The organism is Paenibacillus xylanilyticus (assembly GCF_047246825.1).
Classification (GTDB): Bacteria; Bacillota; Bacilli; order Paenibacillales; family Paenibacillaceae; genus Paenibacillus; species Paenibacillus xylanilyticus_B.
In genome coordinates, this window is sequence record NZ_JBFOLB010000002.1 from 1 (window position 1) to 14,194 (window position 14,194).

Here is a 14,194-nt window from a genome sequence, read left to right on the forward strand (position 1 = left end):
CCGATTTCTCAGCGTCGATCTTGCAAGCAAGATCGTTACTCACTCGTTGTTCAGTTTTCAAAGATCAAACTTCGTTTCCGACTCTTTCAAAGCCGGAATTAGAATATACCACATATCTTTATAACTTGTAAAGATATTTCTCAAAATATTTTTTTGAGTTTTCCGGGCTTTTGCGGCCGGAAGAATAATATATCATTTTGGGAACCAGCTTGATAGTTGTAAATTATTCCAATAGTAATTTACCACATCATAGAGAGCAGCTTCCCTTTATATCTTCCTTTTTTCTTAAAACCACCCATAATTAACTCTCCAATAAAGTCTGCACAAAATTGCACTCTTCAAAGGTCTTTTTCCAGAATCGGAATATCATTTAAGACTCATGAATCTGACGTTGACTTTAGTTCCGATATAACAATTAGGTAGGAAACCATTAGAAGATAAACGATAACCCAGGAATACGCTTCATGAGATCTGTCGCTTCTTCTTCTGTAATGCGCATTCCACATCCGTCCTCATGGGCTTCCGTAAACAAATAGTCACTCCCATCTTCCTTCAGAAAGCACAGATCATCTGGCAAAGAAGGATACAGCCAATCCAGGAAACTATCAGCCTCTTCCTTTAGGATCTGTCCAGAGCCTGGCGTACATTCATATATATAGTAGATTCCTTCAGTATAAAATGCTCTTGTCTTCATCATCATTTCTTCCGTAGTACAACTCTCAATCAGATACGGCTTCAATCTCTGTAAAACTCTTGCTACTCCTGCAGGAGTATCCTCTCTGTATCGTCTGTCCACCAGGAAAAAGCGACCCGTCTTCTCGATCAATTCGTCAATTAATTGTATGTATGCAGCGCCTCTTGGAGCCGTATGAAAAGGTATCGCTCTCAAGCAAATCCCCCTTAATATTCAACTTGTTCCGATGATTGCAACAGTGTCACACAATTGCATTATGGCATAGGCTGATATCACCAATCCAAATACAGGAGGCTTATCACATGGCATACGGACCTGGCTCAGTTTCATCTCCGTCAACTACGGGTTATCCCTATCCTTATTACCCACCAGCACCGCAACCACCTTATCCCTATCCTTATCCGTACCCCTATCCATACCCGCCGTTTTACCCGCTGCCCTTGCCGATTTCCGTCGGCGGCCCTTGGTGGCATGGCGGATATCCGGGAGGCGGGTATCCAGGCGGCCATCACGGACCCTTCCCTGGTGGTGGCTATCATGGCGGCCCATACGGTGGAGCTCCCGGGGGGCATGGAGGCCCTTCAGGTGGAGGTTTTCACGGTCATCGCTTTTTCCAGCAGGGATAACATTCGAACCATTCAGGAGCTGCTACATGCAGTTCCTGCAATTTTAATTTTTACTATTTCATTCGTTGAATAGCAACCGCTTCGCCATCCAGAAGACCTAGGTCAGTACTCAATCTCATCCATGATCTCCAGGTTGCGGTTGGAGGCTTGCAGCAGGCTCGTAAACGTGTCTGTTATATAATAAACAAAATCCGGATCATGGACATAAATGATAATCTGACCATAACTTCCCTGATCTGAAGGATCAAAGTCCAGCATTAGATAAAGGGAACCCCCAGCCATCGTCGCAAATGGAATCCACGGTTTATGAAATAAATAAGGCTTGATCTCCAGATCCAGTTTACTGATCTCTTCTGCTGAATAGTGCTCATCCAGCTTCTCATCCCGCTCGCAGAAATATTGCTTGGTTTCCCGGATTTCCTGCAATGACATCAAGTAAAACGGGGTACATTCCTCTCTCTCGGCATCGCCAGGATAGAGGACATGAAATGCATAACCACTGCCATTCTTGCACTTGTAGAATTCCCGAAAATCTTCTGGCAGGCGGACACCAAACTCTGTCTCAAAAAGGGCCAAGCTGTCTTCGGAAGCCCCTCCCAGCTGCTGATATTCTTCATACAACTGTCTAATCTCTTCATCCTTCACTTTTTTATTTAATAATTCATTCAAATGATTCATCAGCTCATTCATTCTTTCGTTCATATCCGCTTGCATAAGACTCCCCCATTCTCAGCTGTTTTATGTCCGTTCACGCATATACGCCTTGTAGCCCCAGAACGCCTCCTCTTCCCCACCATCTTCGATCAGGATCATGACTGCGTAAGAAAGCATATTCAGCCACTCTTCCATCAGAGCAACCTGTTCATCCGAAATAAGTTTGTTGCTGCGAAGCATTCCATCTGGCTCGACCGCCCATGAACGCCCCAGATGAAGTATGCTCCATAAACAAGCCATCACCTCTCGATCCAGTGCAGGCTGCCTAAGCTCCGGTGCCAGAATGTGGAGAATTTCCATTAACTCATGAAAATTTTCTTCAATTAAATGTCCACGAAAAAGGACGCAGGCTTCCAAGAAACGCGGTTTCCATTTTGGGATGATCTACATCATCATAGAAAAAGGCATGACATTTCAACAAAACGAGAGCATCTTCAGTCTTCAATTCAGTTCCCCTCTTCTAAGCTCCTATGATCCAGATACCCGTCCTACCAACGTAAAGGTTCTTCTCCACGCCACAAAACAAAACGCTCCAGTTCACGGAGAGTTCCTGTTCCAATACTGTAGTCATCCATTCGGTCGGAATGCAGATCAAGGATATGCACCATGCCCCCAAACGTACCTACTGCGAGCTTGGATTGATCAGGTGAGATTGCCAGAGAATAGATGGTGCTGCCTACAAAATGTCTCCATACCTCCTGACCCTTCTCATCCACACATTTGAGGTAACCGTAAGCATCGCCAAGAACCATACCTTCTGGTATTTCTACTGCAGCATATACACGAGCACTTTCATCCATAATAGGCCAATCTTCTTTGGATTCATTGCCTTCCACTTCATCCAAATTCACCTGCATCGTAACTCCATTGTAAAAATGGCACGCATTAAACCAGACGTACTGATGATCTCTGGTAAACACCGCATGATGCGGGTAACTGGATTCCGGATAAAGCACATAGGTATGATTACGTTCACGATCAAGAAGCATATGGTCACTAACCTGACTGCCAAACGCAATCCATCGACCATCCTGAGATACCGCTGCATGCCCCATGGAAATTTGTGTATCCTCCAATTCATGCTCCTCCACCTCTGCAGGATCAGGGTGCATCGGAGATACCTTGCCATGCTCCACCAGGTAAATTCCGTAATGGGACAAAATGATGAGCGCCTGACCGCGATCAAACGGAATGAGACCTTCGAGTGTGCGTTCCGGATATTCACAGTCTGCAAGAGACTCGATTCGGGGCAGCGCCTGGTGAATGGCTGATTGGATGTCGTCCCAGCGGAACAACGCCAATTCTTTTCCTTCCAGATGACGATCTGGCTGTGTAATCACGCGGATCCCCTCACTGCCTGCCAGAGCATACTGTTTACCATCCGGGGACTGCCCAGCGAATTGATATTGTGGAAAAGAACGCACGTTATCGGGATCAGCGGTATATACGCATCCTTTATCCGTCAGGAAACCACTATTAAAGACAACAGTATCGTTATCCAGATATCCCGCTACGCGCACAGCCTGCATAGATGACTGAAATGTTTCATTGAAAGGCCAGGTTGCCGCAGGCAATTCCTTACGCAGTCGATGCAGATCGTTTTGTACGTTTGCCTTCTTCACCATGTCCCATACTTGCGCACTGAACTCTGCCCGTCCGTCGTTCGCCAGTTTCGATTCATCCGGCTCTTCTCCCGCGATACTTCTGCGTACAAAATCATTTACACTCTGGGCGTAGCGTTTCCCTTCATTCCTCCACTTTTCTGCAATTTTTTCGTTTAACCAACTCATCCATGATTCCTCCACTCCGTCTCAATTCATGATTCTACAGTGATGTGCGAGCAAAAATTGCTCTATATCGTAATCCGTGGTCCCTTCCACCCCGTGGATCTCTTCATAAAAGAGGGCAATTTCCCTGCCATTCGCATAATTAAAACGCAGGTATCCACCAATGGAAGCCATGAAGAGCTTGCATGTATACTCACTTTCCATCACAGCGTCCCACTTGAACTGTGCTTGACATAAGCTGGCTAGATGTTGGATTGACATCCCATCCTCGTGATCTTCCAAATGATAAAAGGTGTGATTCCTCAGCTCATTCCAGGGTTCAAAATAGCTTGGCTTTATCGTTTCAGCTTGACCGTAATACCCACAATAGATCCGGTCCAGCGTGTCGCCAAACTCCGATTCCGTATGTTTCCACAAAGTAATCTGCTCATCGTGGCGAGGGAGCCACAAAAGTCCGTCAATTTCAGGATGAATGGCCAGAAAGTCGCCATCCACGGAGCTGCCTATGCTAATACAATCCTCCAGCTGTTGTTGACTGACAGGGGTATCGTCGGTATGCATCCAAAAATCATATTCCGCAAAAGGCTTCAATACCTCGTGATCCGGCCGCTGTACGTTCATCCAGCCCGAATAGGTTCCTTCCCCATATTGCTCTAGCCACTGCCGATAAGAAACTGGCAATGAAACGGAATGCTGCTGCTCAAAACGTACAAGCTCCTCTGCGGATACTGGCTTAAGCGTACGGGTTACCACATACATTAATGACATCTCCTATCTTCAGGTCATTCATCTACAAAACCAATGATGGATTTTTCAGGCAAGCTCCTCCTGAACAATTTCTGTTTTTACGCCTTTACGATTCACGATGCTGATGGAGAACGCATCATATCCATTCCGTTTAACCAGGTTAAAATCCATACATTCGCCAGTGATCAATTCGTAGGTTCCGTCATCATCCACATCTTCTCCGAATTCCTCATCCCATGGAACGTTATAAAAGGCTGACAAGTGGACTTCAAATGTATCCTCTCCCTCCACGTCCAGATATGGACGCAGCGACCTTTTGCTCAGTTCTTCCTCCGGATAGGTTTCACACAACATTGCATCATAACCATGTTTAGCTGCATCGATAAGCAAATAACGATCTCCGGTCACAGTGTGCTCTGCATATACGATTACTGGTGTCGAATCCTGCCAGGTTATCAGATCATCTTCCATCAAGTCACCATAATAAAAGATATGGAACTTGTCATGACCATCCTTTGTCTGCAACTTGCCTTTCCACTCGACTTCCTGGTTCTCCCTATCTGTTTCTTTTTGAACGATCCCTTCCAGATATGCTGGTCCATTATGTACGCCAAACAAATTCATGATTTCGCCTCCACATTATTCATTCGTATCCATACGATTTTTTGTTCTTCATCAACCGTAAGGTTTACATCCACATTCAGCTTATCGTGAAATAATGCCGTAATGTTTAAAAGTATGGGTCACGTGCCGGTTCACTTCCTCCATTATGGGAACGAGTCATCCCCTGATGAATAATAGATTTTACCAAATTCCTATCGCCTTAGCCCGTCGTTTCGTAGGTATAGATCTCCTGCTCTTCTTTGTTATAAAAATGAAGTGAGGTTGCAACTTCATTCCATTCCTCCTCGTCCCTTCCCTTGGTTCCTCCTCAGCCTGTCTTGTGCAAAAGCTTGGTCAGCGTACGGACCATCTGGTCCCTGTTCTTCGCTTCCTTCATGTAAACCGGAAGATAATGCGACGCCGTCTTGAACGGTATATTCCCACGTCTCACTCGCAAATCGGCAGAAACATATGAAATCAGGTAATTTAAATGCGCCCGATTAACAGCCCACACCAATTTACCTCGAACATAGTCCAGAAAATATAACTCCATACCGTAAATCGGATCTCTCCCATCCCGAGTGTCCATAATATATCTTCTGCAAACCCGCTTGCTATGCAGCTGGGCTTGATTGACGGCGCCGCAGTGTGGACAATCAATATGTGTTGATTTGTGAGAAGTCTGTTTCTCGTCCGTCACTTCAATATTGAACCAGCGTTCACACAGGGCACAATTACCCTTGGCATGATATTGATATACCGGCTTTTCCACCCCATAAGCATAACATGTTGAGCATTTCCACTGCATTTGATCCTGACATTGCTCGATAAAAGCGTGACCGCCGCATGCCTGACATTTGACATCGACACGTTCACCTCGGCGGAGCACCCAATAGAAGTTATATTTATAGGCTCCTTCATCCTCGAACCGTTTCATTTCAAATCCACTCCTCTCACTGGAAACTATGTTTTATATGCACTACCGCAAATTCAACCATCAATATTTCCCATTTTACCCTACTTAAAATTAAAAGTAACTCCATCGCGTAGTACAAGAAACGTGTCTATATCTGCGGAAATTTAAAAAAAACGAATCACCTCTGGAGAGTGTGTTTCAGGTCACACCTGTCTCCAGTGAACTGTCGTACACTAGACATGGCTGCATCATGATATTGGTTTATTTGTGAATTATATCACTTGAATAAGGTTGTGTTTCCCATGTTCTCCTGGTTGAGTCTAATCAAATTGTCTTTTGCATTGACATTAAGTACGGCCGTCCTTTCCCATTGCAATGCTGCGGAAATAGATAAGCCTGTTCAGCACGACGCTGCTCCTGTGGAGTCAACCAGTCGTCAACCTGTTGATCCCGTCATCCGCAGAGAAGGCTCAAAAGTGTACATTGAGATGACAGCCCAAGTCACCGATATCGAGATCTCCGCAGGAGTAATCTATAATGCCTGGACTTTTAACGGCACCGTACCTGGACCCATTCTGCGCGTAACCGAAGGCGACACATTAATTTTCACTTTGAAAAATAAGGATTCTGCCTTGCCGCACTCCATGGATTTTCATGCCGTACACGCTTCACCAAGCAGCAAATTCGTAGACGTTATGCCAGGTGAGGAGGGTACGTTTACTTACAGCACCTCGTCGCCCGGAGTCTTCATGTATCATTGCGGAACAAGTCCGGTTCTTGCCCATATCGCGAACGGCATGTATGGCATGATTATTGTTGAGCCGAAGGCCGGCTACCCTTCTGACGGCCAGATTGATCGTGAATACACACTCGTACAAAGTGAATGGTACAAAGAGCATAGCTACGATGCTTTTATGAATGATGAGCCGGATTACGTAGTCTTTAATGGCAACGACTATGGTCTGGTCAACTCTCCTTTGCTCGCCAAGACTGGTGATACGGTGCGAATTTATGTAAGCAATGCAGGGCCAAACGAAGTCTCCTCCTTCCATGTCGTCGGGACCATTATGGACCGGGTCTACATGGATGGAAATCCCCGTAATATCCAATATGGATTACAGACGGTTATGCTTCCTGCAAGTGGAGGTGCAGTCGTCGAGTTTACCGTAACGGAAGAGGGCGATTATCCCATTGTAACCCATCAGTTCAAACATGTGTCCAAGGGTGCTTCTGCTGTTCTTCGTGTAACCTCTGATGGCAAGAATCACGGAGGAAAGGCGATGAAACACTAGTCCCTGCTATATCCCCAACACATAAATCGAATGAAACGAGGTGGATCCTGATCATGATGTGTGGTTCTCAAATCAAGGCTCCATGCTTTGTCAAAGTCCCCCTTTTCCAGCACCTCGCACCGGAAGAATCCACCCTGCTCGCTTCCTTGCTGCAATCACGGAGCTATCATAAAGGGGAAATTGTTGTGAAGGAAGGGGAAGGTTCAGCTAAGTTATATATGGTTCATCAGGGATGTGTGAAATTATCCAAATACGCCGAGAACGGCAAAGAGCATATTGTCCGCTTCCTGTTTCCCGGTGATTTCTTCGGACATGACGCTCTGTTACACCAAAAACCGTATGGAGTTCATGCAGAGGTGTTGGAAATATCGACTTTATGCACCCTTCATAGGCAGGACTTTGACAGATTAATAGACCACAATCCGATGCTTGCTTATCATTTTCTTCTGGCTGTTTCCGATCTTCTTGAACAATCTGAAGACTGGAATACTGCCCTTAGTTTAATGAAACCTGAACAACGAATTGCTAAGCTTTTATTGAATTTCCATGCGAGAAATATGAAGACAAATGGAATCAAGCTTCCTGTTTTCAAAAAGGATATGGCACTGCTGGCAGGCATTACGCCCGAAACCTTGAGTCGCAAACTGGCCATCCTGCAGTCTGAAGGTCTGCTTCAGGTAGCTGGGAATGTCATTCATCTTCTTCAACTGGAAGAGCTTCAGCAAAGAATTCAATAATCCGGGTATAGAGCCCGCGAACAGGAACGTTTTATAACTCATACAAGATGTGAGTATCGTCACAGTGCACCACGAGGATCAGGTATACAGTGATAATAAAAGGAACACTCTACAGGAGGTTAACAAGATGAGTACAATCGTAAAAATGGACAAACAGGCGATCATGCTTAAAATGGAAGAATTATGCTCCGTGTTGCTACAGGATAAAGGTTACCGTGAGATGCGGGAGATGATCGATCAGTTTGCCGCAGATGAGCAGGCTACAGCGCAATATGAGCAGTTTATGGAGAAACATCAGGCTCTGGAGGAAAAAGAACGTCAAAATATTGAATTGCTGACATCCGAAATGCAGGTGTATGAACAAGAAGAACGTGCGCTCTATGAACACCCGCTTATCCGCAGATTCATGTATGCCCAGCGCGAGTTTAGCCTTTTGCATCAACAGATTAGCCAGTATTTCACCAAATCCGTTGAATTAAACCGGCTGCTCAAACCGGGTGAAGTGCACAAGGAAGCATGTGGTTGTGGAGGGAACTGTTCAAGTAATCATTGAGAAACCACTCGTATTCATTGGCAAGATAAAAGAGTATCCGAACCTCAACATTATACTTGAGCGGATACTCTTTTTTGGTACGCTGCTTTTACTTGGAGATTTTACAGATCAAGCAGCAGGGACACGAGAAGCCCCATAGAAGCAATAAAGCCTACGATGGGCCCGCCTTCTTCAAAAGCTTCAGGCATCATGGTGGAGCAGATCATGGCTATAATACCGCCACCTGCAAACGCCCCAATGGCCGCAGCCATCTCATCCGGAAGCTGTTCCAGAAATAGATACCCACACAAGGCTGCAAGCGCAGAAATCAGTAGTACACCAAGCCACATCAGGATAATTCTGGACTTGGTGTAGTTATTGCCTCGCAAACCCACTGTACTCGATAGACCTTCAGGGATATTGCTGACGAAAATAGAAACGATGAGTACCACACTCACGCCCTTTCCGGTCAGCAGGCTTGCGCCTAGCATGATGGATTCCGGAATAGCATCCATAACCGTACCTGCAAAAATCCCGAGCCCGCTCTGGCTGCTGCCTCCGGGTTTCGAATGTGCTGAACGTTTGCGCCCAGCACCGCCTTTACTGGAAATAAGCAGGTCGAACAAAGTGTACACCACAGCACCCGCCGTAAATCCGATTGCTGTCGGGATAATCCCGCCATCATTCAGTGCATCTCCAATCAGTTCAAATGAAGCTGCCCCAATCAATGTTCCCGTACCAAAGGCCATAATCCAGCCGATCACCCGTTTGGGAATCTTGAGAAACAGTGCCGCGAGCGCACCAATAACTACTGCTGAAGCGGAGATGCCTCCCCACATGAATGCAGTCCACATCCGGGTCATCCCCTCTCATGTCTATATAACATCTATCCTTTCATTAACCTGGGTTGCTGCCCCAAAAACATCAAGGAGCCATGCCGCAAGATAAGATGCATATTGCGTGATCGTTTGTATTCCTCATCACATGCCATGTGATCTATGTCACCCGTTAATTTCAGATATCGCGTTATGATAAAATGATGCTGACTGATACTAAAAGAGAACAAACCAAGCCAGGAATTGCACCGCTCCAGCAATCTCGATCATGCCCACTTTCATGGGACGCAGAGTCCGACCAGCATATACATATGCTCGAACAGCCGAGTTGACATATGCTAAGCTCATCCATGGATATCCGGCTAAGACGGGAATGATGAGCAGGATGATATGCAGCAGACGGGTCATGGTTACCCAGCGTTTGTTGTTTCGTTCCCGGAAGACTGATTTCACAAAGAATGTACTTCCTGTAAAATGTAAAAAGGAAAACAACAGAACGCTTGCCATACGGTAATCCCAGACTCCCGTTCCAATGAGATATGCTGCTGCGCCTCCAAGCGAGAACATCAACATGGCACACAGATCATTCGTAAGCGAACGTTCAGCCTTGTGTCTGACATGCCAGATATTAACGAGCAATAATATGACCAGAACTGGGCCAAAGGCCAGTATGGAAGGATGCCCGATCAACGGGGGCACCAGACATACCGCTGCAGCCATCCCATATATAACTGCCCATGTGTACAGGCGGCGATGATCCGCTTTTCTTTTAAGAGATTGCAGCATAGGGTATACCGCCAGGTATAGTCCAAGCCATGCCATAAATAGTGGCAGATGCAGCCACTGTGGTCCGCTGGCCATTACGCCTGCCGCAAAAGGTACACTTACCATGGCCCACCCGCCATGTTCATGAGGAATAACGATTCTAGGTACTGTCACTTCACCATTGACCTCCTAATGGATATGGATATAGAAAGGAAGAATCTTAATGCGCAGGGAAAACAAAGATACGGCAGCGGAGTTCCTCCAACAGTTCCCCATTTTCCAGGATCTGAGTCCTGAGGAATTGAAGCAGGTTGAGGATATCGCCATTTCAAGAAACATTCATAAAAAAACGGTTATTTTTGCCGAAGGCAGCGAAAAGGAAGCTGTATTTTTTATCCGAACCGGCATCGTAAAAGCATATAAAACGGATGAGAACGGGCACGAGCAGATCGTTTCCTTTCTGAAAACGGGAGATATGTTCCCGCATACGGGCTTCTTCAACGCCCATCCTTATCCTGCTACAGCGGAAGCCATCACTCCAGCGGAATTGATTGCCATCCCGGTCAGACTGTTTGAACGCTTGATGCTAAATACACCAGCCATTGCGATCAAAATCATGCGGGTACTCGGCGATAAAATTCGCGAACTGCAGGATAAACTGCAAGTGCTCTCCGGTCAGGACGTGCGCAACCGTGTGCTGTCCTTCCTGTTGATGTTGGCTGAGCAGCATGGTCAGCCTTCCGGTCACAAAATCATTATCAACCTGCCCATGACCCATCAGGAATTCGCCAATTCCATTGGCACGACCAGGGAAACAGCCAATCGTTTGTTGAATCAGCTCACCAAGGAAAATCTGCTCGAAGTGGATCGCAAACAAATCATTATCCATGATCTGCAGGCCTTGAAGCATCAACGCGACACGTAAGCAGATATCAAAACTCTACCTCTAATGCTAAGATTTAATGAACATAAAATCGTATAAACTAATTACGAATGAAAAGACCTTAACACCAATGACACTGTTGTTAAGGTCTTTTGCCGTATTCACTCGTCATGCAGCATATTATGCTGAAGGAAGATCCCTTTTCCCCATATCACTGAACATGCCCGCATAGAACTTTACTTCCCCAGCTTCATTGCGGATCGCAGTAATACTCAGCCATTCCAAATATATCTCTCCGTTTTTCTTCCGGTTCCATATCTCTCCCTGCCAATACCCTTGCTGCTTCAGATCAGCCCACAGCTGTTCATAAAACGATTTATCCTGTTTGCCTGATTTCAGCAGGCTGGGCTTCTGCCCAACAGCTTCATCGGAACGATAACCGGTTACTGCTGTAAAAGCCGGATTCACGGAGCGAATAACGCTGTTTGTATCCGTAATCAGGATGGCCTCGATCGTGTTTTCCAATATGCTCGCAGACAGTTGAAGCTTCTCCTCATAGAACATCCAGAAGACAAGCACCAAACTCACCAGTGCAATCATTGAGAGTGCCATAAATCCGATCGCATAATGACCTGTCATGCTGTAGAGCAGCGTCAACATTAATGGTGGGAAAAAGCCGCCAAGTCCACCCATTGCAGATATAATACCGTTAGCGACACCTGGTTGTTTGACGAAATACATTGGGACCAGCTTAAAAATAGTTCCGTTTCCCGTACCGGCGCATAAGGCAACGGTCAGGCAACCAACCGTATACATGTAAATTGACGGCGCGAAGGATAATACGATCGCCGCAACAGTTAATCCGCCGAATACAAACATCAGTATTTTAAAGGAATTAAAGCGGTCGCCAAGCCAGCCCCCGACCGGACGCATAATGGTAGCAACCAATATGAATCCCGCTGTACGTATCCCTGCATCCACTTTATCCATCTGAAAGTGACTGACCAGGAAATTGGGAAGGTACACGGTGAACGCAACGAAGGAACCGAAGGTCAGGAAGTAAAATAAACACAGCAGCCATAATTTAGGACTTCGCGAGACCGCTTTTAATTGTTGGATCAGCGGTACGTTAACCCTTGTTTCCTGTTTGTCACCCAATACAAAATTCAAGGCAGCCATTCCCAGCAGCAGAATGCTGTACAGGAGAACTGTTTTGGACCACCCCATTTGATCCGCAATCAGCGGAGCACCAAAAGCAGACAATGCAGTTCCCAGATTACCGATACCATAGATCCCGTTAACAAATCCGTGTCTCTCTTTGGGATAGTATTTGGGCAGTGAAGTTACACCTACGGAAAACACCGCTCCGCCAATCCCGAGAAAAAAACCACCTATAATCAAATCCAGAAAAGAAGTGGATCGGCTGATCCACCATATTGGCGCGAGCAGCAGAACAAAACTGATCATAAAAATATTGCGTGCCCCATATCGGTTCGTCCAGTATCCAATCGGGATCCGGGCAACTGAACCAATGAGTACAGGAATAGCTGTAGACCAGGCTAGCTGTGAAGAGGTCAACGCAATATCCTCTTTAATAAATGGCATTAAGGAAGATAGTATAACCCACACCATGAACCCGAGAACCAAACTTGCCGTTTGCAAAGGCAGTTGGACTTTGCCTTTGTTCTGCATTTACATCGCCCTTTCTTTGTTTGGTTTTTGATCTGGATAAACAGACCCGTCACGTCTGCGGTACAATACATAACTGCGCTTAAGGTAACCGAGCGGCATGCTTAACATGTGCACAAGCCGGGTAAACGGAAAGACGCAGTACAGGACAAACGAAAGCAGGATGTGTACTTTAAAGTTCATAGGCACGGTCTGCATCAACGTTGGATCAGGCTGAAATACCATTAACCCGCGCAGCCAAGGGTTGATCGTAGTACGGTAATCAAAGCCGGTATGATTTACTGCATTAGCAGATGTCGCCAATATACCGGTTATGATGACGACAAGAAGCATGCCGAGGGCAATCCAGTCCCCTGTAGTGCTTGTCGCTCGCACTTTGGTGGCCACGTATCTGCGTACCAGCAGTATGACTCCCCCGGCAAACGCGATAATTCCCGCAGGCAACCCGCCCGCAATGGCAATCAGATGATAGCCTTCGTCACTTAGGCCAATCCAGCGATAGAATTCCACCGGAACAATTAATCCGGCAATATGGCCACAGAGCACTGCGAATATGCCAATATGAAACAGCAAGCTTCCCCATTTCAGCATACGTTTTTCTAACATCTCACTGGACTTGGATGTCCAGCTGAAAGGATTCGTTACGTACCTCCAAATGGTTGCAGTTACACAAAAAATGAGAACCATGTAAGGGAGGGCCCCCCATAAGAACAACTCCGGTGTGCTCATCGGCTCCCCCTCCCCATCCAGGTTGACACGGCTTGAGGTGCCTGGGTATGGTCCTGAACTTCTTCGTCAACATGAGCAGGCTTGGGGATAACCTTCAAGACTTGCTTTAACAATGGACTGTAGGGGCTGTTCTGCCCCAATACACTATCTGTGATCGTTACCAAAGACTTATAACAACTCGACACCACTCCATAAGCATCTTCAGAAGGAGCCTCCGCTATAAATTCAAGCACCATGGGCAAATAATCGGGCAGCTCATTCAATTCCATGTAAAACCCCGCAGCTTCGTATCTGCGTTTCAAGTCAATTAAAGCAGGCCCCCGGTCCCTTTCGTCTCCATAGAGAGCATAGGTTAAGTATAAATTTGATTTTTTGTCAAAATCAAACGTCCGTACGTATCTGTCCTGCCAGATCGTGGAATCCACAGATTCCGCTTCGTCGACAAATGTAAGAATTACCCTTTTCATTGTTTCATCCGTGAAAGATTGCACAGCAGATCGAACACCCTGCAGCCCTTCTCTCCATGCTGTATCTGGATATTGCAGCAGATAGGAGGTCAGCTTACATGCTTTTCTAGCCCCACCCATCCGTTCGTCCGATGCCTGACTCCATTCCGTATTTATATCGGTCGTCATCGTAGTCGT

Annotated in this window: 17 protein-coding genes; 5 read left to right on the forward strand and 12 right to left on the reverse strand. The window is 46.2% G+C overall.

All coding sequences use genetic code 11. From position 1 onward, the window contains the following. Positions 1-430 precede the first annotated feature (430 nt). The gene (locus AB3N00_RS14665; protein WP_413035289.1) at positions 431-889 is read right to left on the reverse strand and encodes a hypothetical protein; all 459 of its coding nucleotides are present in this window, start codon (positions 887-889) and stop codon (positions 431-433) included. Between the two features lie 107 nt (positions 890-996). Between AB3N00_RS14665 and AB3N00_RS14670 the strand changes: the two genes are divergently transcribed. Next, positions 997-1,320, forward strand: a complete 324-nt coding sequence (locus tag AB3N00_RS14670) for a hypothetical protein (protein ID WP_413035290.1) — start codon at positions 997-999, stop codon at positions 1,318-1,320. Positions 1,321-1,422: 102 nt separating this feature from the next. Here AB3N00_RS14670 and AB3N00_RS14675 read toward each other — a convergent pair whose 3' ends face one another. The 6 genes from AB3N00_RS14675 to AB3N00_RS14700 form a co-directional block, all read right to left on the reverse strand. Beyond that, the gene (locus AB3N00_RS14675) at positions 1,423-2,022 is read right to left on the reverse strand and encodes an SMI1/KNR4 family protein (protein ID WP_413035291.1); all 600 of its coding nucleotides are present in this window, start codon (positions 2,020-2,022) and stop codon (positions 1,423-1,425) included. A 36-nt stretch (positions 2,023-2,058) separates the two neighbouring features. Next, entirely contained in the window at positions 2,059-2,334 is a 276-nt protein-coding gene (locus tag AB3N00_RS14680; protein ID WP_413035292.1) for a hypothetical protein, read from the reverse strand. A 188-nt stretch (positions 2,335-2,522) separates the two neighbouring features. Further along, positions 2,523-3,824: a hypothetical protein gene (locus tag AB3N00_RS14685; protein ID WP_413035293.1), complete on the reverse strand. Its 1,302-nt coding sequence runs from the start codon at positions 3,822-3,824 to the stop codon at positions 2,523-2,525. A 21-nt stretch (positions 3,825-3,845) separates the two neighbouring features. Further along, positions 3,846-4,580, reverse strand: coding sequence for an SMI1/KNR4 family protein (locus AB3N00_RS14690; RefSeq protein WP_413035294.1), 735 nt, complete (start codon positions 4,578-4,580; stop codon positions 3,846-3,848). Between the two features lie 54 nt (positions 4,581-4,634). After that, entirely contained in the window at positions 4,635-5,192 is a 558-nt protein-coding gene (locus AB3N00_RS14695) for a hypothetical protein (protein WP_413035295.1), read from the reverse strand. A gap of 307 nt (positions 5,193-5,499) precedes the next feature. Further along, entirely contained in the window at positions 5,500-6,108 is a 609-nt protein-coding gene (locus tag AB3N00_RS14700; RefSeq protein WP_413035296.1) for a hypothetical protein, read from the reverse strand. A 281-nt stretch (positions 6,109-6,389) separates the two neighbouring features. On the opposite strand from AB3N00_RS14700, the gene AB3N00_RS14705 reads away from it, so the two are divergent. The 3 genes from AB3N00_RS14705 (at position 6,390) to AB3N00_RS14715 (ending at position 8,669) form a co-directional block, all read left to right on the forward strand. Continuing rightward, a complete protein-coding gene (locus tag AB3N00_RS14705) occupies positions 6,390-7,379 on the forward strand; it encodes a multicopper oxidase domain-containing protein (RefSeq protein ID WP_413035297.1) in 990 nt (329 codons plus the stop codon). A 53-nt stretch (positions 7,380-7,432) separates the two neighbouring features. Continuing rightward, complete coding sequence (locus tag AB3N00_RS14710) at positions 7,433-8,116, forward strand: Crp/Fnr family transcriptional regulator (protein ID WP_413035298.1); 684 nt, start codon at positions 7,433-7,435, stop codon at positions 8,114-8,116. A gap of 127 nt (positions 8,117-8,243) precedes the next feature. After that, entirely contained in the window at positions 8,244-8,669 is a 426-nt protein-coding gene (locus AB3N00_RS14715) for a YlbF family regulator (protein WP_413035299.1), read from the forward strand. 101 nt (positions 8,670-8,770) lie between these two features. Here the strand turns inward: AB3N00_RS14715 and AB3N00_RS14720 are convergent, their stop codons facing one another. Both AB3N00_RS14720 and AB3N00_RS14725 read right to left on the reverse strand, forming a co-directional pair. Then, entirely contained in the window at positions 8,771-9,502 is a 732-nt protein-coding gene (locus AB3N00_RS14720; protein WP_175397954.1) for a ZIP family metal transporter, read from the reverse strand. A gap of 198 nt (positions 9,503-9,700) precedes the next feature. Continuing rightward, entirely contained in the window at positions 9,701-10,423 is a 723-nt protein-coding gene (locus tag AB3N00_RS14725) for a YwiC-like family protein (protein WP_413035300.1), read from the reverse strand. Positions 10,424-10,472: 49 nt separating this feature from the next. Between AB3N00_RS14725 and AB3N00_RS14730 the strand changes: the two genes are divergently transcribed. Further along, a complete protein-coding gene (locus AB3N00_RS14730; RefSeq protein WP_175397952.1) occupies positions 10,473-11,174 on the forward strand; it encodes a Crp/Fnr family transcriptional regulator in 702 nt (233 codons plus the stop codon). Positions 11,175-11,312: 138 nt separating this feature from the next. On the opposite strand, the gene AB3N00_RS14735 is transcribed toward AB3N00_RS14730, so the two are convergent. The 3 genes from AB3N00_RS14735 to narJ are packed head-to-tail and all read right to left on the reverse strand — an operon-like array spanning position 11,313 to position 14,185. Beyond that, complete coding sequence (locus AB3N00_RS14735) at positions 11,313-12,824, reverse strand: MFS transporter (RefSeq protein ID WP_175397951.1); 1,512 nt, start codon at positions 12,822-12,824, stop codon at positions 11,313-11,315. Then, complete coding sequence (narI, locus tag AB3N00_RS14740; protein ID WP_413035301.1) at positions 12,825-13,550, reverse strand: respiratory nitrate reductase subunit gamma; 726 nt, start codon at positions 13,548-13,550, stop codon at positions 12,825-12,827. Further along, positions 13,547-14,185: a nitrate reductase molybdenum cofactor assembly chaperone gene (gene narJ / locus AB3N00_RS14745; protein ID WP_413035302.1), complete on the reverse strand. Its 639-nt coding sequence runs from the start codon at positions 14,183-14,185 to the stop codon at positions 13,547-13,549. Before narJ ends, narI begins: the two co-directional genes overlap by 4 nt. Positions 14,186-14,194 lie beyond the last annotated feature (9 nt).